The sequence below is a fragment of the Flavobacterium sp. 2755 genome, from assembly GCF_031455715.1.
Lineage (GTDB): Bacteria > Bacteroidota > Bacteroidia > Flavobacteriales > Flavobacteriaceae > Flavobacterium.
In genome coordinates, this window is record NZ_JAVDTG010000002.1 from 163,620 (window position 1) to 189,849 (window position 26,230).

Below are 26,230 nucleotides of genomic sequence, written 5' to 3' on the forward strand. Positions count from 1 at the left end.
ATAGGTGATTGTTTAAGTTAAAAACTGAAATTAATATTTATGTGGTTTAATGTGTTTAAAACTGAAATATGTGTTTTTATTTTGTTATTTTTTTGTCAAAACAAAAACGAAAGCCAAATTTAAAATAAAAACTTAAAAAACAATCACTTTAAATGTGTTATTTACATTTATAAACAAATAATTCTGTTAAATTTTCAAATTATTGGTTATTGGCGTAAAATTTAGTCAATTTTTACTGCATTTTTATAATGCACTTCAGCTTGTTGTCTTAAAATTTCGGCACTTTTCTCCGGAGTAATATCTCTTTGCGATTCCCCCATCATTTCGTAACCAACCATGAATTTTTTTACGGTTGCAGAACGAAGCAACGGCGGATAAAAATGCATGTGAAAATGCCATTCCGGATGGTCAAAACCATCTGTTGGTGCCTGGTGAATTCCAGACGAATACGGAAATGAAGTGTTGAATAAATTATCGTATTTGATCGTTAACTGCTTTAAAATTTTGGCGTAAGCCGAAACTTCTTCAGCCGTAAAATCAGTGATTTTGCTAATCGCTCTTTTGCTTACAATCATTGTTTCGTAAGGCCAGATTGCCCAAAACGGAACTAATGCCACAAAATATTCGTTTTCAATCACGATACGGCTTCCTACTTTTAATTCGGCCTGAACGTAATCTTCTAATAAAGTTCTGTGGTTTTTATCAAAATACGATTTTAAGCTGTTATGTGTTTTTTCAACCTGAGTTGGCAATGAAGACTGTGCCCAGATCTGCCCGTGCGGGTGCGGGTTGCTGCAGCCCATAACACTTCCTTTATTTTCAAAAATCTGAACGTGGTTGATGTATTTTATATTACCTAAATCAGTATATTCTTTCTGCCAGGTTTTTACAATATTTTCAATGTCTGAAACTTCCATTTCCGGAAGCGTAAGATCGTGTCTTGGAGAAAAACAAACCACTCTCGAAATTCCTTGTTCTGGTTTTGCCTTAAAAAATGTATGCTTAATATCTTCTTCAAAAATAATTTCATCCTGTTTTAAAGCAGCAAAATCATTGTCGAAAACAAAGTTGTTTTTGTATGCCGGATTACTAACTCCGTTTGCACGAACATTTCCCGGGCATAAATAGCATTCGGGATCGTGTTTAGGAAGTGATTCTGTCGAAATGGTTTCATTTTGTCCCTGCCACGGACGTTTTGCACGATGAGGTGAAACCAAAACCCATTCATTAATTAAGGGATTAAAACGTCTGTGAGGATCTTCGTTAATGTCAAAATTTTTCATTGTGTTGTGTGTGGTATTAAAGTAATGTTGTTCCGTTTGAGATTTTTACATCATAAAATTTTAATTCAATCCCAAATGTATCTAAATAAAGATTTGAAAACTTACTTTTTACCTGATTTTCATGTCCTTTTTTAATTAAATTTATAGTGCAGCCTCCAAAACCGCCTCCCATAACGCGAGAACCAATAATGGCGTCATCTGCTTTTGCAGTGTCTACAAGCATGTCCAGCTCGTCGCAGCTTACTTCATATTCCTGCGATAAACCATAATGCGTTTCAAAAAGCAATTGTCCTAAAAGTTCAATATCTCCTTTGTCCAGCGCTTCACAGGCTTTTATAACCCGGTTGATTTCTTTTACAACAAAATGAACTCTTTTAAAAACCGTTTCGCTCATTTTATCCTGAATGCTTAAAAGCTGTTCTTCAGAACAATCCCTGAAACTTTTTACTTCAGAAAAATTACTTTTAATAATCGCTAAACCTTGCTCACACTCAATTCTGCGGGTATTATATTCCGATGTAAAAAGAGAATGTTTTACATTACTATCCATTAAAATCAATGAATAATCTTTGAAATCGGCGTTGTGATATTCAAAATCAAGCGTGTTGCAATCTAGTTTTATAACTTTATTTTCAAGACCGTGAACGCTCGAAAACTGATCCATAATTCCGCAGTTAATACCAACCCAGTGTTCTGCTTTTTGTCCTAATAATGCTATGTCAACTTTTTCAATTTTTAAATCAAAAAGCTGTTTGATTCCGAATAAAGTTCCGCATTCTAAAGCGGCAGAAGAAGACAATCCAGAACCAACCGGAATATTACTGCTAAAAACACAGTTGAAACCTTCAAACGAATATCCGTTATCCTGTAATTGTTTTATAACACCGCGAATGTAATTCGTCCAGACAACGTCGCTCAGTTTTACTTCTTCGGTTAAATCAATTTCAAATTCTTCATTTAAATCAATTGCGATTACTTTTGATTTTTTTGATTTGTTTTTTTCAAAAGCAAAACAAATCACTTTATCAATTGCAGCCGGTAAAACAAAACCGTCATTGTAATCAATATGTTCTCCAATAATATTAATTCTTCCCGGAGAAAGCACCACTTTTTCTGGCTTCGAGCCAAATGATTTCTCAAAAAAAGCAGTCGTATTTTGTATTAAAATATCACTCATTATATTGTAATAGGTAGTTAGTTTATATTTTCAAATTTGTAAACCGTTTTCTGATTATATTCTTCGCTTTTTTTCAAAACAGAATTTGGAAAATGTGCGTGGTTTGGAGCGTCTGGAAAATTTTGGGTTTCAAAACAAATACCGCTTGTTTTGTGGTAAACCACATCGTTTTTTCCTTTTAAAACATCAAAACAGTTTCCGCCTACATATATATGTACACTTGGCTGATCTGTAAAAATGCTCATTTTTAAATTATTTTTTGAGCTTGATAAAACCGCCGCAGCATTCTTTGTCGGTTCGATCACAAAAGAATTATCTATCGAAGCCGGACAGCTTTTCGCAGCTCTAAAATCAAATTCATGATTCGTAAGATCAATAAATTTTCCCGTTGGAATATTCTCGTGGTTCGTCTCAACTATTTTTTCAGCATCAATAAAAACGGTCTGATTCAAAACATTTCCATCGTGTCCGTCGAGATTAAAATAACTGTGGTGCGTTAAATTTATAATGGTATCTTCTGTTGAAACCGCTTTATAATCTAATTTCAATTCATTTTCTTCTGTCAAAGTATACGTTAAATCAACGTGCAATTCTCCAGGATAATTTTCATCTAAATCTTTACTTATAAGGCTAAAAGTTATCGAAGGATTTTCGCCCAAAGTTTGATTGGTAACATTCCATACTTTTCTTCCAAAACCATTATTTCCGCCATGAAGGGAATTTTCATTATTGTTTTTAGCCAACTCGTATGTTTTTCCATTCAATGAAAAAGTACCTTTATTGATTCTTCCCGCATAACGTCCAACAGTTGTTCCAAAATAAGGAGCACTTGGCAGCAAATAAGATTCCAAATAAGAAGAAACAGAATCAAAACCTAAAACCACATCAACAAGATTTCCGTTAGAAACAGGAACTTGTAATGACGTCACAGTCGCTCCATAATTTGTAATCTCGACTTTCATACCATTTTTATTCGATAATTCTAAAGAAAGAATTTCGTTATTATCTGGAGTGAAACCAAAGGATTTAGAATCATAAGTTTCCTTTAAATGCGATTTATGTTTTATTTCCATGTAAATTTTGCCAAAAGTGAAATTCAAAAATAGAAACATTTCTTTACTTTTACATACCAGTACCTACCAGTTTTTGTATATTGCACAAAATTTCTCCTTTCCTATGAATATAATTTCGATTCAAAACAACATTGGTCTGCCAAAATATAAGCAGATAATTCTTTCAATAGAAAAAGCAATTGAAGAAGAAAAATTAGTAAAAGGCGACAGGCTTCCGTCAGTAAACAAAGTCTGTCTGGCGTTTTCATTATCGCGTGATACTGTTTTGCTGGGCTATGACGAACTCAAAAAAAGAGGGATTATTTATGCCATTCCTGGAAAAGGATATTACGTTAAAAGCGTTGAAATCACTATAAAACAAAAGATTTTTTTGCTTTTTGATGAGCTGAATATTTTTAAAGAAGATATTTATAACTCGTTTTTAAACAACATTGGAAAAAATGTTCAGGTCGATATTTTCTTTCATCATTTCAATAGTCAGGTTTTTCAAAAGCTCATAAATGACAGTAACGGCAATTATACCAAATACATTTTGATGCCCACAAATTTAAAAGATATCATTGCCTCGATAAAAACCCTACCAGTAGGTGACGTAATTATACTGGATCAAACCAATCCTGATTTGAAAATATATCCGGCCATTTATCAAAATCACCAAAAAGATATTTTTGAAGGATTACATAGAGGAAAAGAGCGTTTGCGTAAATACAAAAAACTGATTTTGATTTTTCCTGGTTTTCGCGAACCGCTGGGAATGAAATTGGGTTTTGAAGATTTTTGTTCCGAATATAATTTTGAATCGGAAGTTATTGCCGAATTTACAAACAGAGAAATTACCGAAGGAGATTTATATATAATTCCGAATGATCGTGATTTAGTTCGCGTAATCGAAAACGCCAGAGATAAAAACTTAAAACTCGGAACTGATTTTGGAATTATATCTTATAATGAAACACCGTTGAAGAAAATCGCGGCCAACGGAATCACCACTATTTCAACACATTTTGAAGCGATGGGAAAAATCCTGGCCGAAATGGTTCTTAAAGGAAAGAAGGAACAAATTGAAAATAAATCATCCTTAATTATGCGAAATTCTTTATAATCACTCAACAAAGAACTTTAGCAAAATGATTGTTTATATCACAGTAAAACAGCTTTTTGTTTGAAAAATCTAATAGTAAATTAATAAAAAACAATTTCTTGTTTTTGAAGATATATTTTGCTTACATTTGCAAATGTAAATTTTACACTTATTAATTTGTTTTAGCGGTTAGTGTTCATAATGACCGCTAAAAACAAGGTTAAAAAAGATAATAAATAATTTTGTTTATTTTTTTAATAGTAGTTTTATTGAAGAAAAAACCCTGAAAATTGTGGATTTCAGGGTTTTGTTTTTTTAGTATTTTGCCACAGATTAAAAAGATTCACACAGATTTAAAAAAATCATTTTAATCTGTGGCAATATCTATAATCTGCTTTATCTGCGTGAGACTTTTTATAAATTCAATACAAAATCGTTTAAAAGTTTCTCTTCATACTTCTCTTTATTAAAAGTGTATAAATAAGATCCTTTTCTGGACGACTGCATGTCTTTTTCTTCCAGTTTATTCAGAATTTCAAGAGAATTTATTTTACTGATAAAATTTCTCTTATCTAATTCTTTGCTTAAAATCGCTTCGTATAATTCTAAAAGCTGACGCATGGTGAATTTTTCCGGAAGCAATTCAAATCCAATTGGTTTTATCGAAGTTTTATAACGAAGTCTTTTTATCGCATTTTGAACCATGTCATTGTGGTCAAAAATTAAATGCGGTGCTTCGTTAATAGGAAACCATTCAGCGTGATAATTTTTAATTAGTTCTTCATTATGGTTTTCGATATTAATCAAAGCAAAATACGAAACCGAAATTGTTCTTTCGACAGGGTCACGATCAATTTCGCTGTAAGCATATAACTGCTCCATGTAGATATCGTTAAGACCTGTATATGTATTTAAAATTCGGATAGCCGCATCGTCTAAAACTTCATCACGTTTTAAAAACCCCCCAATTAAAGACCATTTTCCCTTTTCAGGTTCAAAGTCCCTTTGAATTAAAAGTATTTTTAAACCGTCACTGTCGAATCCAAAAATAATACAATCTACCGCTAGTAAAACCTTATCGGCAGAGCTATAACTGTTTAGCATATTCAATATTTTATTGGTAAAGATATAAACTTCCTCAATTGTTTCATAATTTATTAATGTAGATTTCACACTTACAATAATAACACTTCAAAAATAGAGTTAAAAAAATCACTTTTTGGACAAAAATAACATTCATTTTTCTTTTTTAAGATTTTTTTAATTCAAAAACAGGATAATACAGGATAATACAGGATAGTTTTTTGAAAAAAAGTTAAAAACACCAATCGGTTAAATAAGTTTTTATTTACAAAAATAGCAATTAAATGGTGTTTAAATAATTAAAAAACAACTCATTTATGCATTTTTTCTATAGGCCGTTTTTTTGATTAAAAAGTGGCTTTTTGATTAAAAGTGTAGTTTTTACACAATTAACACATCAAAAACGTTTCTTTTTTTGAAATATATAGCAATTTTTTAAATGTTACAAATACACTTAATTTGCGATATATGTTTTTTTTCAGATGTTTTTTTGCCATATTAATTTGTTTTTGCGCATTTTTTTTATTTAAATTTACAAATGTAAGATTAACACTTATTAACTAACCACAAAACCAACCTTAAACAAACCAGTATGATAACAAACCAACAATTAATTTTTTACTGCAATTTTTTATTGCCAAAAAAAGACTGGATTTTAGCAATTTGCATGCTAATTTTTTCTGTTAATCAAATGTCGGCTCAAGGCAAAACGATTAGCGGAGTTGTTACTTCGGCACAAGACAATCTGCCTTTGCCGGGAGTTAACATCATGATAAAAGGAACCAAAACAGTTGTTACAACTGGATTTGACGGAGAGTATACGATTAAGGCATCTTCGACAGATGTTTTAGTTTATTCATTTATAGGATTTCAAATTCGTGAAATCCCGGTAGCAAATCAATTAAAAATAGACGTAGCCTTAAACGAAGACACAAACAAATTAAACGAAGTCGTGGTTATTGGTTACGGAACTCAAAAGAAATCAGACTTAACCGGTTCTGTAAGTGTTGTAAATTTAGAGTCGGCAAAAAAAACAGTTACTTATGATGCGGCTAAAATGCTGCAGGGACAAGTTCCGGGCGTAACCGTACAATCATCAGGTGAGCCAGGAGGTTTTGTCAATATTAAAATTAGAGGGATAACTTCCTTTACCAATAATAATCCGCTTTTTGTAATTGACGGGATTATGGTAGACGCTCCGTATGATTTTGCTCCGGGAGAAATAGAATCTATGCAGGTTTTAAAAGACGCTTCTTCGGCAGCAATTTATGGTGTTCGCGGTGCAAATGGAGTCGTAATTATTACAACAAAAAAAGGTAAAGCGGGCCGAATGGACGTTAAATTCAAATCGATTGTAGGACTTCAGAATGTAGCTAAAAAATGGGATGTTACAGATCGTGAAGGTTATCAAAAAATTACCAGTGAAGCCGAAAGAAACAGAGATATTAGAGCGGGTGTTCCAATAAGTATTGCACCGGGAAATGACCCAAACAGTCCATCTTATATTACAAATGTAAATACAGACTGGCAAAAAGAAGCTTTACAAACGGGAGTTATACAAAATCAAGCGCTTACACTTAACGGAGGTGCAGAAAATATAGCCTATAGTTTTAATGTCGATTATTTTAAAAACACGAGTTATATTAAAACGCCTCAGGATTATGAGAGATTGTCTACCAATTTGAATTTAAATGGTAAAAAAGGAAAATTCAAATACGGTGTAAAAATAAGCTACACACAATCTGATAAAGAAATTTTTAATGAATACAATGCGGGGCAAACGGTTATCAGCGATATTCTGGGTGCAGTTCCAACAATGCCGGTTTATGATTCTAACCGATTGGGCGGGTACGGCGGAACAGATAATTTAACGCAAAGAGCGATTTCAATGAACCCAATTGGGTATAACAATCTAATTGAAAACAATGGAAAAAGAAACCGTTTCCTTGGCGATGTTTGGGGAGAAATTGAAATCGTAAAAGGTCTAAAATATAAATTAGATGTAAGTTACGACCGAACAGACTGGCAAAGCAGAAAATTTATTCCGCCAAGTGATTTAGGATGGTATTATATCACCACAAATGACGAAGCATCTTTAGATATTTCTAACGGAAATGAATTAAGAACGTTCCTGAATAATTTATTGACTTATGAAGTTACGCTTGGTAAACACAAAATAGATGCTCTTGCAGGATGGATTCAGGAAAGAAGAGAAAATTACAATCACTGGTCAAGAGGAGTAGGTTTTAAACCGGGCGAAATCAGCATGATGCAGTACGCAGATTCCAGAGATGCAGGAGAATACAAGTTTACCATAACCGGAATATCGTATATCAGCAGATTAAATTATTCTTATGATGACAGATATTTGCTGCAGGCCAATTTTAGACAAGATAAAACCTCTCTTTTTAGTGAGATCAATAATTCGGCTAATTTTTATTCTTTTTCAGGAGGATGGAAAATCAGCAATGAAAAATTCATAACCTTACCAAAATGGATCAGCAATATTAAACTTCGCGGTGGTTATGGTACATTGGGTAATAACACGATTCCGCAATACTTTTTTGCTTCAACAGTAAACAGTTTCGCCGGATACGATTTCAACAACGAACTGGCACCGGGTACAACCGTAGTAAGTTCTCTTGACCCAAATGTAAAATGGGAGAAAACAAGCAGCAATAACATTGCCTTAGAACTTGGTTTTTTTAATAACGATTTACAATTTACAGCGGAGTATTTTTCTAAAAAAGTTACAGATATCTTAGTAACGGTGCCTCTGCCGTTTTCTACGGGAGCTTTTCCAGCAAGTATTTTTACGAATGCAGGAGACATGAAAAATCATGGTTTAGAATTTACAGCATCATACAGCAATCATCATAATAAATTTAAATATGATATCTCGGCTAATTTTGGAACGCTGAAGAATGAAGTTACCAAAATTGGAGTGAATTCAAATCCGCTTTACGGAGCAGTTTCAAAAACAGAAGTAGGAAGATCTGTGGGTGAACTTTTTGCATGGGAAGCAATTGGAATTTTCCAAAATGCAGCTGAGGTTGCGGCTTCTCCAACACAAACGGGTGCAGCTCCCGGAGATATTAAATTTAGAGATGTAAACGGCGACGGCGCCATTACAGATGCCGATAGAACTTTTCAGGGTGTAACAATTCCTAAATATGGTTTCGGAGTGAATTTTAGTGCTTCTTATGCCAATTTTGATTTCTCGATGTTCTGGCAGGGAAGCGGCGGAAATAAAATTTTCAATGCCATGTACCGTAATTTGATGATTGGACAATATACAAACCATCATACAGATGAATTAAATTATTGGACGCCAACCAATACAAATACGAACGTTCCGGCTCCGGTTATTGGCGATCCTAACGGAAATTCAAGAGACTCAAACAGATTTATTGAAAGCGGGGATTATGTAAGACTGCAAACAATGGAATTAGGATATAACATTCCGTTAAAAGATAAATTTATTCAAAGTGCTAAGGTTTACATCAATGGGCAGAACTTATTAACGATCACAAAATACAAGGGTTACGATCCTGATTTTAATAGTGACGGACTACTTTCAAGAGGATATGATGCAGGATCTTTTCCAAATCCAAGAACTATTTCTTTGGGTGTTGAAGTAAATTTTTAAACTAGCCTAACCAACTAAAAACGTATTAAAATGAAATATAAAATATTTAACTATATAGCGGTTTTCTTTTCACTGGCTGTTGTAACAACAAGCTGTGTTGATGATGAAGATTTAACCCAACTCGACCCAAATAATGATGCAGTAGATTCTTTTTGGAAAACAGATCAGGATGCTCTTGAAGGAATTAACGCCGTTTACGGAAGTTTATTAACAGATGGTACGTACATGAGAAGTACACCATTATTATTAGATGCCAAAGCCGATGATTCTCGCACAAACAGCCCTTGGCCGTCGATGTATAATGTTGGACATTTTAACTCCAATGTAGCCGATGCAGCTATTTACGGATGGGCTTTTGAAACTTATTATCAAGGTATTTATCGTGCGAATCAGGTTTTGACAAATGTTCCCGATATTCAATTTGAAAACGAAGCACTTAAAAACAGAATTTTAGGACAAGCTTATTTTTTAAGAGGATTGTATTTATTTCACGCCGTAAATATGTTTAAAAATGTACCAATTCCATTAGACGTTGAGGTATATCATCCGCAAAGATCAAATGAAGAAGGCTGGGCTCAGGTTATTGCCGATTTTAAAACAGCAGCCGAATTACTGCCTAATTCTTACGTTGGAGTTACAGGTCCGGATGCAGGTCAAAAAGGACGCGCTACAAAAGGGGCAGCTTTAGGATATTTAGGAAAAGCGTATTTATTTACTAAAGATTTTACAAATGCCAGAACGACTTTTAAACAAGTTATTGATTTAGGAGTGTATTCTTTAGTTTCAAATTATCGAGATAATTTTACAACAGCAAACGAAAACAATTCAGAATCCCTGTTTGAAGTACAATTTAGCAGAGATGCCGGCGGTGTTGATTTAGGCTGGGGCGGTGCACCTGCATCTGGCTGGGGGAAAACATCTGCTCGTGCGATTACGTATGCACCAAGAGCTTTTGGATGGACAGATGTGCAGCCAACATGGGCATTATTTAATGAATTTCAGGAAGAAAAAACAAAAACAGGAGACGTTGATCCGCGTTTAGATGCCACGATATTTTACAATAAACCCGGAACAAAATTATACGGAAGAGATTTCGCCGCTTTTTATGCTTCAAGTCCCGGAGATTTAAACGATTTGTTCTGTAGAAAATATCAAAATTCTGATGGTGAATTTGCAGACGAATACGACTGGCGTTCTGGAATTAATGAACGATTATTAAGATACGCCGATATTCTTTTAATGTATGCCGAAACTTTAAATGAAACAGGCGATACACCGGGAGCATACACGTACATTCAAATGGTTAGAAACCGAGTGAACCTGCCGGATTTATCAGTTACAAAACCGGGAATGAACCAAGACCAGATGAGAGAACAAATTGGTCACGAAAGATTTTTAGAATTTCCTCTGGAAGGCCACCGTTTTGATGATATACGCCGCTGGGGATGGCTTCAAAATCAAACAAAATTAGCATGGCTGAAAACAAGAGACGCCGAGTTTAATTCGTATACAGCAGGACGTGAATATTTCCCAATTCCGCAGTTAGAAATGGATAATAATCCGGGAACAAAACAGAATGACAGTTATTGAGTTTTGAGTTTTCAGTCGCAGTTTTCAGTGAGACTGGGACTGTAAACTGAAAACTGCGACTGCAAACCGAGACTAAAAATAAATTTTGAGTTAGTTAGAATACTTAATATCATGTGAAGACCTCAAAACCTTCACATGATATTGCAACATTAAAAACCTATGAAAAAAGCACTTTTAATTACATTTCTTATCGCCTTTTGTAATCAGGCAGGATTCTCCCAAAGCACAGTTGTTACTATAAAAAACAACGCAGATGCGCCAACAATCAACAAAAATATCTACGGGCATTTTGCAGAACATTTAGGACGCTGTATTTACGGAGGTTTTTTTGTGGGAGATACTTCAAAAATACCTAACACAAAAGGAGTTAGAAATGATATTATCACTGCTTTAAAAGATCTAAAAATTCCAAATTTAAGATGGCCTGGAGGATGTTTTGCCGATACGTATCATTGGAAAGACGGAATTGGACCAAAAGAACAAAGACCTACAATTGTAAATCAATGGTGGGGTGGTGTAACCGAAGATAACAGCTTTGGAACACACGACTTTTTAAACCTTTGTGAAGTATTGGGAGCAGAACCGTATTTATCAGGAAACGTAGGCAGCGGAACCGTTCAGGAATTATCAGACTGGGTTCAGTATACCAATTTTGGAGGTAAAAGTCCGATGAGTGATTTGCGTGTAAAAAACGGAAGAACAGAACCTTGGAAAGTAAAATTCTGGGGAATTGGAAACGAAGCTTGGGGCTGCGGCGGAAATATGACTGCAGATTATTATGCTGGAGAATACCGCAAATTCACCACTTTTATGTCTGACTGGAATAATTCTGGCGGGATCACACGCATCGCATCTGGAGCAAATAGCAGCGACTACAACTGGACAGAAGTTTTAATGAAAAATATTCCGCTAAATATGTTAGGCGGAGTTGGCGTTCACCATTATGCCGTAATTGACTGGGGTAAAAAAGGAGACGGCGTAAATTTTTCTGAAGAAGAATATTTCAAAACTATGCAGTCTGCCTTAAAAATGGAAGAACTGGTAACCAAACATGCTGTCGTAATGGACAAATACGATCCGGAGAAAAAAGTAGCAATGGTTGTAGACGAATGGGGAGGCTGGTACGAAGTAGAAAAAGGAACAAATCCGGGATTTTTATATCAGCAAAATACTATGCGTGATGCCGTTTTAGCCGGAGCAACTTTAAATATTTTCAATAACCACGCTAACAGAGTTCGTATGGCAAATTTGGCACAATGCGTAAATGTTTTACAAGCCGTAATTCTTACCGATAAAGCTAAAATGATTGTAACGCCAACCTATCATGTAATGAAAATGTACAGCGTTCATCAGGATGCAAAATTACTGCCAATCAGTTTTCAGTCGCCTTTGTATACCGTTAAAGGAGAAACACTTCCTGCGGTATCTGTTTCAGCATCAAAAGATAAAAACGGAGCCGTTCATATTTCAGTAGTCAATGTTGATGCTAAAAATAAAAACAAAATAGAAATCGACACCAATGATCTTGGCGTTAAAAACTTTACAGCAACAGTTTTAACATCAGCAAAATTGCAGGATTACAATTCATTCGATACACCAAACAAAATTGTACCAACAGTTTTTAAAGGTTTTGAAAACAAAAAAGGAAAACTTGAAATTACTATTCCTCCTTTCTCAGTAATTGTTTTAGAAGGAAAATAAAAGATAAAAAAGATGAAAAAATTAAATTCCATTTTAAAAATAGTTCCTTTCATCGGGTTTTTGGTGATAGCTGTTTTATCCGGCTGTTCCAAAGATGATCCGGCGTTAGAAACTCCTACTCCGCCCGTAGTCGTAGATCCGCCTGTAGTTACGCCAGCTTTTCCCGGGCCGACTTATGCAGATAATTATACGGCAATATCAAGCTGGGGAAACAGAACACAATGGAATTTAGCCAACGTACACGATCCCTCAGTAGAAAAATCGGGAGAGTATTATTATATGTACCAAACCGATGCTTCTTATGGAAATGCTCATGACGGAAACGGACATTTTTTCTACAGAAGATCAAAAGATTTAATCAATTGGGAATTCATGGGATCATCAATGACTCAGGCTCCGGCTTGGGTAAAAGATTCTTTAAATAATAAAAGAGCGAGAATGTCTCCCGCACTTCCTCCAATAGAAAACCCAAATTATGGATATTGGGCACCGTGCGTTCGCAAAGTCGGAAACATTTACAGAATGTATTACAGCATTGTAGTAACCAATCCAATCACAGGAACAGATACAAATACTTCCTGGACAGAACGTGCTTTTATTGGTTTGGCAGAAACGAATGATCTAGCCTCAAACAATTGGACAGATAAAGGAATGGTAGTCTGCTCAGAACCCGACGGCGTAAAAAGTTACGTTCGAAACGGAGGAAACGATTGGGACGCTTATTTTAAATTCAACGCCATTGATCCAAGTTTTATCGAAACTCCAGAAGGCGATCAATATTTAATCTACGGTTCATGGCATTCCGGAATTGCTGCTTTAAAATTAAACCCAACAACAGGAAAACCAGACAAACTAAAAACAATCGACGATTACGGAACAAGAATCGCAGGACGCGGAAATGTAAATACAAACCGCTGGCAGGCACTCGAAGGCCCTGAAATTATCTACAATCCAGATACACAATTCTATTATTTATTTTTGGCTTATGATGAATTATCTGTTGCTTACAATACTCGTGTAGCACGCTCAAAAAACATTTTAGGTCCTTATGTAACCAATACCGGAATCAGTATTACCAATGGAGCAGAATGTTATCCGATGGTAACACATCCGTATCAATTTAAAAATCATACAGGCTGGGTTGGATTTTCGCATTGTGCTGTTTTTCAAAATCCTACAACCAAACAATGGTATTACGCGTCACAGGCGCGTCTGCCCGAAGGTGTTGCCGGAATTAACGTTTCAAACGCTGTAATGATGGGACATGTTCACGGCATTCAATGGACAGAAGACGGCTGGCCTGTTGTAGAACCGGAACGCTACGCAGGAGTTCCAACAACTACAATTGCCGACGCAAGTTTAGTGGGAACCTGGGAGCAAATTACCATGAATTACCAATATAAAACCATGCAAAAATCAGTTACGATTTATTTAACTGCTGATAAAAAAGTAAGCGGTGATATAACCGGAACATGGTCGTATGACGCGACTAAAAAAATTGCAACCATAAACGGAGTTAAATGCAACGTAATTGATGCTTGGGATTGGGAATCAGCAACAAGAAAAGTGACGTTAAGTTACACCGGAATAAACAGCGCAGGATTAGCAGTTTGGGGAAAGAAAATAAATTAAAGATAATGCCACAGATTTCACAGATTAAAAGGATTAAAAAATCTGTGTGATAAAAAATAAGTCACGAATTACACAAATTAAATTCGAGAAAATTGGTACAATTCGCGGCAAAAAAATAAAGACAAAGATTAAAAAGAAATCATTTTAATCCATTTAATCTGTTGCAAAAAAATAATAATAATGAAAAACCTATTTACAAGCCTATCCATTTTGCTTTTATCGATTGCAGGAACTGCTCAATCGATAAAGACAAACAATCCCATTATTAAAGATAAATACACCGGAGATCCCGCAGCATTGGTTTATAAAGACAAAGTATATTTATACGCCGGTCATGACGAAGCACCAAACGATTTTCACTTTTATAAAATGAATGAATGGCTGGTATATTCTTCATCAGATATGAAAACCTGGGAATCGCATCCCGTGCCTTTAAAAGTAACCGATTTTAAATGGGCAAAAAGCGATGCATGGGCTTCGCAGGTAATTGAAAGAAATGGAAAATTTTATTGGTATGTAACAGTGGAACACGGTTCTGTACCCGGAAAATCAATTGGAGTTGCCGTTTCAGAAAGTCCGACAGGACCTTTTAAAGATGCATTGGGAAAAGCTCTAGTTACAAACGATATGACCAAATTTTCAAATATAAGCTGGGACGATATCGACCCGACAGTTTATATTGATACTGACGGACAAGCGTATTTGTTTTGGGGAAATACCGCCTGTCATTACGCCAAATTAAAAGAAAACATGACTGAAATAGACGGTGAAATTCATCATATAAAACTACCAAATTTTACAGAAGCACCATGGATTCACAAACATAAAAACTGGTATTATCTATCATACGCCTATGAGTTTCCGGAGAAAATTGCCTACGCCATGAGCAAATCGATTAACGGCCCATGGGAATTTAAAGGAATTTTAAATGAAATCGCAGGAAACAGCAACACCAATCATCAATCGATAATTGAGTTTAAAGGACAACCCTATTTCATTTATCACAACGGAGCATCCATTCCCGACGGAGGAAGTTTTAGAAGATCAGTCTGTGTCGATAAATTATATTATAACAAAGACGGAACAATGAAAAGAGTAGTTATGACATCTGAGGGAATTCAATGATTAGTGTTCAGTATTCAGGTTTTTAGTGATCAGTCGCAGTCGCAGTCACAGTTTTCAGTCACAGCTTATATGACCTAAAAAACATTCAGATAAAACCAAACTTAAATTAACTTATATAACTTATATGGTTTACAAAAACATAAAATATACACTTTCTGTTCTAATTTTCTGGATTGGTTTAATCTCGCATGCACAGGAAATTGTAGTACACGATCCCGTTGTTATCAAACAAAAAGACACGTATTATTTGTTCTGTACCGGAAAAGGAATCAGTGTTTTTAGTTCCAAAGATTTAAAAAACTGGAATCCAGAACCACAAGTTTTCAAAGAAAAACCAGTTTGGGCAGACGGCGTCGCAGCCGATTTTAAAAACCATATTTGGGCGCCGGATATTTCATTTCACAATAATACTTATTATCTGTATTATTCGGTTTCGGCTTTCGCCAAAAATACTTCGGCGATTGGCGTTGCGACCAACACAACATTAGATCCAAAAGACAAAAACTACAAATGGGTCGATAAGGGAATTGTCATTCAGTCACAGCCAAACCGCGATATGTGGAACGCCATTGACCCGAATTTAATCCTTGATGAAAACAATACACCATGGCTGGCTTTCGGTTCTTTTTGGGAAGGATTAAAACTGGTAAAACTAAATGCAGATTTAAAATCAATTGTACAGCCACAGGAATGGCATACGATTTCGAAACGCAAAAGAACTTTTGAATTACCAGATTCTGATCCCGGAGACGGTGCACTCGAAGCTCCTTTTATCTTTAAGAAAAATGGATATTATTATCAATTTCTTTCGTGGGATTTATGCTGTCGCGGAGAAAAAAGCACTTATAAAGTGGTCGTGGGAAGATCTAAAAATGTAACCGGACCTTATATTGATAAAGACGGAAAATTATTAACGGAAGGCGGCGGAAGTTTAGTCGTTCAGGGCGATGAAAATTACTTTGGCGCAGGCCACAACAGCGCTTATACATTTGACGGTAAAGATTATATTTTTTACCATGCTTACGAAAAGAAATCAAACGGAACGCCAAGATTAGTAGTAAAAGAAATGAAATGGGACGCAGATTTATGGCCAATTTTAAAATAGAATAATCAATAGAATGAAAAAATATACTTTCACTTTAATACCAATTTTAATCACACTCCTCGTTTTGATTTCCTGTAAAGAAACCAAAAACGATGTCGTGCAATCGAATAAAACTTCGGCCTTAAAAGCGGGTTACGAAATTGAACCCGTTAATATTCAAAATGTAAAATTGACCGATTCATTCTGGCTGCCAATTATCAAAAGAGTGCAGGAAGTTACGATTGCATACGCCATTCAAAAATGTAATGAAGAAGGCCGTTTCGAAAATTTCTTAATCGCAGGAAAACAAAAAACAGGAGAAGTTCGAGGGCAAATGCCTTTTGACGACACTGATGTTTATAAAATTATTGAAGGTGCATCAAACACTTTAATTTCAGCTCCAAATCCGAAATTGGAAAAAGTGCTCGATTCCTTAATTGCCATTGTAAAAATTGGTCAGGAAAAAGACGGTTACTTAACTACATGGAGAACCATAAATCCAGCAAAACCGCCAGCACCGTGGGTTCCTGTTATTGAAGGAAAACGTTGGGAATCGCTGCAAATAAGCCACGAATGCTACAATGCAGGTCATTTAATTGAAGCTGCCGTGGTACATTATGAAGCAACCGGAAAACGAAATTTCCTTGACATCGCCATCAAAAATGCTGATTTATTAGTGAAAACTTTCGGTGATAAACCAGGTCAGGTAAAAGGCGTTCCGGGACATCAAATTGTAGAAACAGGTTTGATTAAATTATATCAAATTACAGGAAAAGAAGATTATCTAAAACTGGCAAAATACTTTCTAGACAATCGCGGAAACCCAAACAATCATAAATTATATGGAGAATATGCACAGGATCATATTCCGGTAATTCAGCAAAATGAGGTGGTTGGACACGCCGTAAGAGCCGTTTATATGTACGCAGGAATGACTGATATTGCTGCCATGACAAAAGATCAAGGTTATACCAATGCCGTAAATAATTTATGGGAAAACATGGTGAACAAAAAAATGTACATCACAGGCGGAATTGGCTCAAGACACGATGGAGAAGCTTTTGGAGCCAATTACGAATTACCAAATTTAACCGCATACAACGAAACCTGCGCAGCAATTGGCGATGTATACTGGAATCACCGACTGCATAATTTATACGGAAAATCACAATATTTTGATGTGATCGAAAGAACTATGTACAATGGATTAATATCCGGAATTTCATTAGACGGAAAAGAATTTTTCTATCCAAATGCCTTAGAAGCCGATGGCATTTTTAAATCAAACAGAGGTTCTTGTACGCGTCAGGCTTGGTTTGATTGTTCTTGCTGCCCAACAAATTTAATCCGTTTTATTCCGTCGATTCCGGGGCTTATTTATTCGAAATCAAAAGATGTTTTATATGTGAATTTATATGCTTCAAATAATGCAAATTTCACACTAGGAAAAACCGATTTACAGATTTCACAGCAAACATCTTATCCTTGGAACGGAAAAATAGCTATTTCGGTTAACCCGAAAAAAGAAAGCCAATTCACAATCAAACTTAGAGTTCCGGGCTGGGCAAGAAATGAAGTTTTACCGGGAGATTTATATTCTTATAAAAAAGCTTCAACTCAAAAAGCAACCATTAATCTGAATGGAGAAATATTAGCAATTCAGCAACAAGACGGTTATTTCGTAATCTCAAGAAACTGGAAAAAAGGCGATAAAATCAATCTTAATTTCCCAATGGAAGTTCAGGAAGTAGAAACTAATTCAAAAGTAGAAACCAATAAAAGCAAAGTTTCTTTAGAATATGGACCAATCGTTTATGCCGTAGAAGAAATCGACAACAAAACCAATTTCGACAACATAAATGTAGAGTTATCAGACACTTTCAAAGTAAAAAAAGAAGCCAATTTATTGCAAGGTGTAAATGTTATCGAGAATGAAAAATTCAAAGCAATTCCATATTATTCATGGTCAAACCGAGGAATAGGAAAAATGAAAGTTTGGCTAGACTACAAAGCGAATTAATATGAAGAATTAAAGTTCCGAAGGAACGATTCATATTGTAGAGACGGATTTCAATCCGTCAGACGTATAAGAAATAAAAAATAATAGCCACAGATTTCACAGATTAAAAGGATTTTTAAAGTCTGCTAAAATGAAATCATTTAAATCATTTTAATCTGTGGCAAAAAATAATTAAAAAATAAATAGAATGAATAATCTTATTACAAAAATTACCCTTTGCGGAGCCTTGCTGACGAGCATTTACACATCGGCGCAAAAAAACAATTTTGAAGTAGACGCATCCAAATCGATTACTAAAATTCAGCCAACGATGTACGGAGTATTTTTTGAAGACATCAATTTTGCTGCCGATGGAGGTTTATACGCCGAAATGATCAAAAACAGATCGTTCGAATTCCTGTTTCCAATGATGGGATGGAACGAACCAAACAGTGACCGTCATAAACTAAACCAACAATCCGGAATCGCAACTGTAATTCAGTATTCTCAAAAAGGAACCAATCACAATTATTGCAGAGTTACGATTAATGATGCAAATGGTTATCAATTGGTAAACGAAGGCTTCAGAGGAATGGGGATCAAGAAAGATTTGAAATACAATCTGACTTTAAAAGCATCAAAAGTTTCCGGAAACATTTCGAAAATTAAATTTCAGTTTATTGATAAAGACAATAAAATTTTGGGAGAAACTTCAATTGTGCCGACATCGAATGATTGGTTGAATTATTCAGCTCAGTTAACATCAAATGCAACGGAAGCTAAAGCTAAATTGAAAATCACTTTTGAAGGAAACGGAGTAATTGATCTGGATAATATTTCATTGTTTCCGGAAGATACCTGGGCAGGAAGAAAAAACGGACTTCGTAAAGATTTAGTACAATTATTATACGATTTAAAACCGGGATTTTTACGTTTCCCTGGAGGCTGTATTGTTGAAGGGAGAACGCTGGCAGAGCGTTACCAATGGAAAAAATCAGTAGGAAAAGTTGAAGAAAGAGAAACTGCAGTAAACCGTTGGAATATGGAATTTGCCCACAGACCTGCACCAGATTATTTCCAGAGTTTTGGTTTAGGGTTCTTTGAATATTTTCAGCTTTCAGAGGATATTGGCGCTTCTCCGCTTCCCATTTTAAGCTGCGGAATGGCTTGTCAGTTTAATACGGGACAATTAGTTCCGATGGATCAGTTAGATCCGTATGTGCAGGACGCTTTAGATTTAATCGAATTCGCAAATGGCGGAACAGAAACAGCTTGGGGAAAAGTAAGAGCCGATATGGGACATCTAAAACCATTCAACTTAAAATTCATTGGAGTTGGAAATGAGCAATGGGGACCAGATTATATTGAGCGTTTCAAAGTGTTTCAAAAAGCCATCAAATCAAAATATCCAAACATTACCATTGTTTCAGGAACGGGACCTTTTCCTGACGGAGATTTTTATGATTACGGTATGAAAGAACTTAAAAAATTGAACGCCGAAATCGTTGACGAACATTATTATAAAGATCCAGCTTGGTTCAGAAAAAACGTAACACGTTACGATAATTATGACCGAAAAGGGCCAAAGATTTTTGCTGGAGAATATGCAGCGCAAAGTGTAGCAATTGCAAGCCCGGATAACAAAAATAATTGGGAATGTGCATTTTCTGAAGCCGCTTTTATGACCGGAATGGAGAGAAATGCTGAGGTTGTTCAATTAACATCTTATGCGCCTTTATTAGCTCACGTTGAAGGCTGGCAATGGACGCCGGACATGATTTGGTTTAATAATTTACAATCGTACGGAACGCCAAATTATTATGTTCAAAAGTTATTTTCTAATAATAAAGGAACAGACTTAATCAACATTACAAAAGACGGAAAAGCAGTTACAGGCCAAAATGATTTGTTTGCATCTGCAGTAAAAGATGTGAATTCTAAAGAAGTAATTCTGAAAATTGTAAACACATCGGCAGCGTCTCAAAATATTTCAATTGATATAAAAGGAGCAAAATTAGACGCAAAAGGAACAGCGGTAATTTTAAAAGGAGATGGAATAAATGATGAGAATTCTTTTGAAAATCTGACTAAAATCAGCCCAAAAGAAAGCGAATTTAAAGTGTCTGGAAATAAAGTTCAATATGATTTTCCGGCATACTCAGTTACTGTTTTGAAAATTAAGATGAAATAATCGCAATGTAATAAATGTAACACTAACATTTATTTTTTGTTTTGGTCTTAAACCCTTGTTTTGATGCATTATTTGTAAAAATTCAAACGCTATATTTTATTAAGTGTTTTTAATACACTTATAAATTATTTATAATTATATTTGTCATTATTTAAAATTAATTTCGAATGAAAAATTACGTAATAGGATTAGACTACGGAACAGATTCTGTTCGTGCGGTGCTTATCGATACTGAAAATGGACAGGAATTAGCATCTAATGTTTCTCATTACAAAAGATGGAAAAACAAGCAATATTGTGACGCATCTATTAATCAATTTCGTCAGCATCCTTTAGATCATATTGAAGGATTGGAAATCACAATTCAAACCGTTATAAAAGAAAGTAAAGTTGATCCAAAACTGGTTCGCGGAATTTGTATCGACACAACAGGATCTTCTCCAGTTCCGGTTACAAAAGACGGAACTCCGCTGGCTTTGACAAAAGGTTTTGAAGAAAACCCAAATGCAATGATGGTTTTATGGAAAGATCATACGTCTATAAACGAAGCAAACGAAATCAACGAACTGGCAGTAAGCTGGGGTGGAGAAGATGTTACAAAATATGTTGGAGGAATTTATTCGTCTGAGTGGTTTTGGGCAAAAATCCTTCACATTGCCAGAGAAGATGAAGCCGTTCGAAACGCAGCGCACACCTGGATGGAGCACTGCGATTTAATGACGTATTTATTAATTGACAATAAAGACTTAAAAACATTCAAAAGAAGCCGTTGCGCAGCAGGTCACAAAGCAATGTGGCACGCAGACTGGAACGGACTTCCTCCGGTTGAATTCTTAGAAAAATTACATCCGTATTTAGCACAGCTTCGCGGAAATTTATATGATGAAACCTATACATCTGATTTATCAGCAGGAAATTTAAGCAAAGAATGGGCGGATCGTTTAGGACTTTCTACAGAAACAGTTGTAGCTGTTGGAACTTTCGATGCGCATTCTGGTGCAGTTGGAGCTAAGATTGGCGAGAATACTTTAGTTCGCGTTATGGGAACTTCAACCTGCGATATTTTAGTTGGTTCTTATGATGAAGTTGGAACCAAAACCGTTCGCGGAATTTGCGGACAAGTTGATGGATCAGTAATTCCAGGCTTTATTGGTCTAGAAGCCGGACAATCTGCTTTTGGAGATTTATTGGCTTGGTACAAAGAATTATTGCTTTGGCCTACAGATCATTTATTAGGTTCTTCAGCTGTTTTAAATGAAGCTCAAAAAGAACAATTAAGAGAAGAATTCAGCGATAAATTAATTGTTGAATTAACGAAAGAAGCAGAGAAAATTCCAGTTTCAGAAAGTCTTCCAATTGCTTTAGACTGGATTAACGGACGTAGAACTCCAGATGCAAATCAGGAACTAAAAAGCGCGATTTCAAATTTATCTTTAGGAACGAAAGCACCACATATTTTTAAAGCTTTAGTAAACGCAATTTGTTTTGGAGCGAAGAAAATTGTAGATCGTTTTGAAGAAGAAGGAGTAAAAATTGACAGTGTTATCGGAATTGGCGGTGTTGCCCGTAAATCTCCTTTTATCATGCAGACTTTGGCAAATGTTTTAAACAAGCCAATCAAAATTGCAGCTTCAGACCAAACACCAGCTTTAGGAGCAGCAATTTACGGAGCAGTTGCAGCCGGAATTTATCCGAACGTAATCGAAGCAAGTCAAAAAATAGGAAGCGATTTCGACGGAGAATATTTCCCTCAATTAGATAAAGTGGCAGCCTATCATAAACTGCTTTTAGGATACGAACAATTAAGCGCTTTTGCAGATCCAAACCTTAAAATATCGGAACATGAGCTCTCTTTATAAAGATTTAAAACAAGAATGTTACGAAGCCAACATGCAGTTAAATGCATTGAATTTGGTGGTATATACTTTTGGAAATGTGAGTGCCGTGGACAGAAAAAATGGTGTTTTTGCCATTAAACCAAGCGGTGTTCCGTATGAAGATTTAAAGCCGGAAGATATTGTAATTGTTGATTTTGACAATAATGTTATTGAAGGAACTATGCGTCCGTCATCAGACACTAAAACGCATGCTTATTTATATAAAAACTGGCCAAATATTGGCGGCGTTGCGCATACACACGCGACATATTCTGTGGCTTGGGCTCAGTCGCAAAGAGATATTCCAATTTTCGGAACAACACATGCTGATCACTTGACTGCTGATATTCCGTGTGCTCCGCCAATGGCAGATTCTCTTATTGAAGGAAACTATGAACACAATACCGGAATTCAGATTTTGGATTGTTTCAAAGAAAAAAATCTTTCATACGAAGAAGTAGAAATGATCCTGATAGGAAATCACGGCCCGTTTGCGTGGGGAAAAAATGCAGCAAAAGCGGTTTACAATAGTAAAGTTTTAGAAGTAGTTGCCGAAATGGCTTACCTGACTTTGCAAATAAATCCAAATGCTCCAAAATTGAAAGATTCATTAATTAAGAAACATTACAACCGCAAACACGGAAAAGATTCGTATTACGGGCAATAATAATTTTAGATTTTAGAATGCAGATTTTAGATTTTTAGAACCTGCAAACGATTAAACAGTTCAACAAATAAACGATTAAACAGCATGATTGATATATCTCAAAAAGAAGTATGGTTTGTAGTAGGAAGCCAGGAATTATACGGTGAAGAAACATTAAGAAAAGTAGCAGAACATTCGCAGATTATTGCAAAAGGATTAGACGCTTCGTCTAGTATTCCGGTAAAAGTGGTTTATAAAGATGTGGTGAAATCTCCTTCGCAGATTTTAGATGTTTGTTTGGCTGCTAATTCGGCTAAAAACTGTATCGGAATTATTGCCTGGATGCATACTTTTTCACCGGCAAAAATGTGGATTGGAGGATTAAATATCCTAAAAAAACCATTATGCCATTTGCATACACAATATAATGCTGAAATTCCATGGGGATCTATCGACATGGATTTCATGAACCTGAACCAATCCGCTCACGGAGATCGTGAATTTGGTTTTATCATGTCAAGATTACGTAAAAAACGTAAAGTTGTGGTTGGACACTGGGAAGATCAAAGAGTTCAAAAACAATTAGGAATCTGGTCAAGAGTTGTCCTTGGTTGGGATGAACTTCAAAACTTAAAAGTGGCTCGTATTGGAGACAATATGCGCGAAGTTGCCGTTACAGAAGGTGATAAAGTAGAAGCTCAGATTCGTTTTGGAGTTTCGGTAAATGGATACGATTCTTCAGATGTTACGAAACATATTGAAAAAGTAACTGACAAACAACTAGCTGATTTATTAGCGGTTTACGAAGCATCTTATACTTTAACTGATTCTTTAAAAGAAGGCGGAATGCAAAGAAGTTCTTTAGTTGAAGCAGCAAAAATTGAATTAGGTTTAAGAACTTTCCTTGAAGAAGGAGGTTTTGGCGCTTTTACAGATACGTTTGAAAACCTAGGTGTTTGGAAACAATTACCAGGAATTGCGACGCAAAGATTAATGGCCGATGGTTACGGTTTTGGAGGAGAAGGAGACTGGAAAACGGCGGCAATGGTAAGGGCTTTAAAAGTAATGAATATTGGGCTTGAAGGAGGAACTTCTTTCATGGAAGATTACACCTATCATTTCACACCGCAAAAATCATATGTTTTAGGATCACACATGTTGGAAATTTGTCCTTCTATTGCTGATGGAAAACCTTCTTGCGAAGTACATCCGTTAGGAATTGGTGGAAAAGAAGACCCAGCTCGTTTGGTATTTAATTCACCTGTCGGAGATGCAATCAATGTTTCTTTAGTTGATATGGGAACTCGTTTCCGTTTAATTGTAAACGAAGTTGAAGCAGTTAAACCAATGGCTGAATTACCAAAATTACCAGTTGCAAGAGTTTTATGGGATTGTAAACCAAACCTTGAGATCGCAGCAACAGCTTGGATTTTGGCAGGAGGAGCACATCACACGGTTTACAGCCAGTCATTAACAACAGAATACATGGAAGATTTCGCCGATATCGCCGGAATTGAATTATTGGTTATTGATGAAAAAACTACTGTAAGAGAGTTTAAAGATAAGATCAATGCTAATGAAGCTTATTTCCATTTGTTTCAGCATGGACTATAATTAAGGTATTAAGATTCTGAGTTGCTATCCTGATAGCTATCGGGACTAAAGTTTTTTTTGTTACTTTTAAACTTCTCACATTTCACTTTTTACAATAATCAAAAAATATCATTTATGAATGTATTAAAACGTTGTTTTTTTGGAATTGGCCTGTTAAGTTTGGCTTTAGTTTCAGTTCAATGCAAAAACGATAAAAAAATGGATGACACTACAGTTTCTTCAGATCAAAAAGCTAAGGTTACAATCGAAAAATCTTCTTACGGAACAACTGCTAAAGGAGAAAAAGTAGACAGTTATAAACTGAAAAACCAAAATGGGATGGAAGTCGATATCATCACTTTTGGAGGAAGAATTACAGATTTGAAAGTGCCAAATAAAGAAGGAGTTTCTGAAAACGTGGTGACCGGATTTAATTCTTTGGCACAATATGAGAAAGAAAATCCATTTTTTGGAGCTTTAATTGGAAGATACGGAAACCGAATTGCGAAAGGAAAATTCACTTTAGACGGTAAAGAGTATCAATTAGCGATAAACAATGCTCCAAACGCTTTGCACGGTGGACCGCAGGGATATTTTAATGTTGTCTGGAAAGCAGATGAGGTTAAATCTGGTGAAACAGCTTCTTTAAAATTATCTTATTTAAGTAAAGATATGGAAGAAGGTTATCCCGGAAACCTAAAAGTTTTTGTAACGTATACATTGACAAATAATAATGAATTAGAAGTTTTGTATGAAGCAGAAACTGATAAAAAGACGGTTGTGAATTTAACACAGCACACTTATTTCAATTTATCTGGAGATTTTTCGAAAACAATTCTAGATCACGAATTGACTTTAAATGCTGATAAAATTGTTCCGGTAGATGCGACTTTAATTCCAACAGGAAAATTAGAAGATGTTGCCAATACGCCTTTCGATTTTAGAAAACCAAAATTAATTGGAAAAGACATCGAGGTTAAAAACGAACAATTAGAAAGAGGAAAAGGTTACGATCATTGCTGGGTATTGAACAATCTTGAAAAAGGAAAAACAATCATTGCAAAAGTATATCACGCACCAAGCGGAAGAGTTTTAGAAATGACTACAGACGAACCTGGAATTCAGTTTTACTCAGGAAATTTCCTTGATGGAACTTTACCAACTCGTGATGGAAAAACATACGCTCACAGAACTGGACTTTGTTTAGAAACAGAACATTATCCGGATTCTCCAAACCAGAAAAATTTCCCAACAACGGTTTTAAACCCGGGAGAAAAATACAAAACTAAAACTACCTTTAAATTCTCAGTGAAGAAATAGTTTTAGAATTTGTTTATTCGTTTAATTCTCTAAGAAACCTCGAAAGTGATAAACTTTCGAGGTTTTTTATTAAAAAAACCACAATTGAATTTATAATTCTTTCTTTACATTTGATGATTTTGATAA

General features: G+C 35.4%; 17 protein-coding genes. 13 read left to right on the plus strand and 4 right to left on the minus strand.

The features are described 5' to 3' along the window. Positions 1–221: 221 nt before the first annotated feature. The 3 genes from J2Y38_RS04530 to J2Y38_RS04540 are packed head-to-tail and all read right to left on the minus strand — an operon-like array spanning position 222 to position 3,533. Positions 222–1,283 carry a UDP-glucose--hexose-1-phosphate uridylyltransferase gene (locus J2Y38_RS04530; RefSeq protein WP_309839982.1) on the minus strand — a complete coding sequence of 354 codons (1,062 nt, stop codon included), beginning with the start codon at positions 1,281–1,283 and terminating at the stop codon, positions 222–224. A 16-nt stretch (positions 1,284–1,299) separates the two neighbouring features. Beyond that, on the minus strand, positions 1,300–2,460 hold the full coding sequence (galK, locus tag J2Y38_RS04535; RefSeq protein WP_309839984.1) for a galactokinase: 1,161 nt from the start codon (positions 2,458–2,460) through the stop codon (positions 1,300–1,302). Between the two features lie 17 nt (positions 2,461–2,477). Then, entirely contained in the window at positions 2,478–3,533 is a 1,056-nt protein-coding gene (locus tag J2Y38_RS04540; RefSeq protein WP_309839986.1) for an aldose epimerase family protein, read from the minus strand. A 103-nt stretch (positions 3,534–3,636) separates the two neighbouring features. Here J2Y38_RS04540 and J2Y38_RS04545 point away from each other — a divergent pair, with 103 nt between their 5' ends. Next, positions 3,637–4,635 (plus strand): GntR family transcriptional regulator, encoded by a 999-nt coding sequence (locus tag J2Y38_RS04545; protein WP_309839988.1) that lies wholly within the window; start codon positions 3,637–3,639, stop codon positions 4,633–4,635. Between the two features lie 393 nt (positions 4,636–5,028). On the opposite strand, the gene J2Y38_RS04550 is transcribed toward J2Y38_RS04545, so the two are convergent. Next, positions 5,029–5,718 carry an NrtR DNA-binding winged helix domain-containing protein gene (locus J2Y38_RS04550; RefSeq protein WP_053473033.1) on the minus strand — a complete coding sequence of 230 codons (690 nt, stop codon included), beginning with the start codon at positions 5,716–5,718 and terminating at the stop codon, positions 5,029–5,031. A gap of 571 nt (positions 5,719–6,289) precedes the next feature. On the opposite strand from J2Y38_RS04550, the gene J2Y38_RS04555 reads away from it, so the two are divergent. The 12 genes from J2Y38_RS04555 (at position 6,290) to J2Y38_RS04610 (ending at position 26,104) form a co-directional block, all read left to right on the plus strand. Further along, positions 6,290–9,346, plus strand: a complete 3,057-nt coding sequence (locus J2Y38_RS04555) for a TonB-dependent receptor (RefSeq protein WP_309839991.1) — start codon at positions 6,290–6,292, stop codon at positions 9,344–9,346. Between the two features lie 30 nt (positions 9,347–9,376). Continuing rightward, positions 9,377–10,936, plus strand: coding sequence for a RagB/SusD family nutrient uptake outer membrane protein (locus tag J2Y38_RS04560; protein ID WP_309839993.1), 1,560 nt, complete (start codon positions 9,377–9,379; stop codon positions 10,934–10,936). 159 nt (positions 10,937–11,095) lie between these two features. Beyond that, entirely contained in the window at positions 11,096–12,637 is a 1,542-nt protein-coding gene (locus J2Y38_RS04565) for an alpha-L-arabinofuranosidase C-terminal domain-containing protein (protein ID WP_309839995.1), read from the plus strand. A gap of 12 nt (positions 12,638–12,649) precedes the next feature. After that, positions 12,650–14,269, plus strand: a complete 1,620-nt coding sequence (locus J2Y38_RS04570) for an arabinan endo-1,5-alpha-L-arabinosidase (RefSeq protein WP_309839997.1) — start codon at positions 12,650–12,652, stop codon at positions 14,267–14,269. Between the two features lie 180 nt (positions 14,270–14,449). Then, positions 14,450–15,394, plus strand: coding sequence for a glycoside hydrolase family 43 protein (locus tag J2Y38_RS04575; RefSeq protein ID WP_309839999.1), 945 nt, complete (start codon positions 14,450–14,452; stop codon positions 15,392–15,394). Between the two features lie 124 nt (positions 15,395–15,518). Continuing rightward, positions 15,519–16,499: an arabinan endo-1,5-alpha-L-arabinosidase gene (locus J2Y38_RS04580; RefSeq protein WP_309840000.1), complete on the plus strand. Its 981-nt coding sequence runs from the start codon at positions 15,519–15,521 to the stop codon at positions 16,497–16,499. Positions 16,500–16,512: 13 nt separating this feature from the next. After that, complete coding sequence (locus J2Y38_RS04585; protein WP_309840002.1) at positions 16,513–18,498, plus strand: glycoside hydrolase family 127 protein; 1,986 nt, start codon at positions 16,513–16,515, stop codon at positions 18,496–18,498. 187 nt (positions 18,499–18,685) lie between these two features. After that, complete coding sequence (locus J2Y38_RS04590; protein ID WP_309840004.1) at positions 18,686–20,668, plus strand: alpha-L-arabinofuranosidase C-terminal domain-containing protein; 1,983 nt, start codon at positions 18,686–18,688, stop codon at positions 20,666–20,668. Between the two features lie 167 nt (positions 20,669–20,835). Next, positions 20,836–22,527, plus strand: a complete 1,692-nt coding sequence (locus tag J2Y38_RS04595; protein ID WP_309840006.1) for a ribulokinase — start codon at positions 20,836–20,838, stop codon at positions 22,525–22,527. Next, a complete protein-coding gene (locus J2Y38_RS04600) occupies positions 22,511–23,212 on the plus strand; it encodes an L-ribulose-5-phosphate 4-epimerase (protein ID WP_309840007.1) in 702 nt (233 codons plus the stop codon). The genes J2Y38_RS04595 and J2Y38_RS04600 overlap by 17 nt, the downstream gene beginning before the upstream one ends. Positions 23,213–23,296: 84 nt before the next feature. Next, positions 23,297–24,805 carry an L-arabinose isomerase gene (araA, locus tag J2Y38_RS04605; protein ID WP_309840009.1) on the plus strand — a complete coding sequence of 503 codons (1,509 nt, stop codon included), beginning with the start codon at positions 23,297–23,299 and terminating at the stop codon, positions 24,803–24,805. Positions 24,806–24,919: 114 nt separating this feature from the next. Next, positions 24,920–26,104 (plus strand): aldose epimerase family protein, encoded by a 1,185-nt coding sequence (locus tag J2Y38_RS04610; protein WP_309840011.1) that lies wholly within the window; start codon positions 24,920–24,922, stop codon positions 26,102–26,104. The last annotated feature ends 126 nt before the right edge of the window (positions 26,105–26,230 follow it).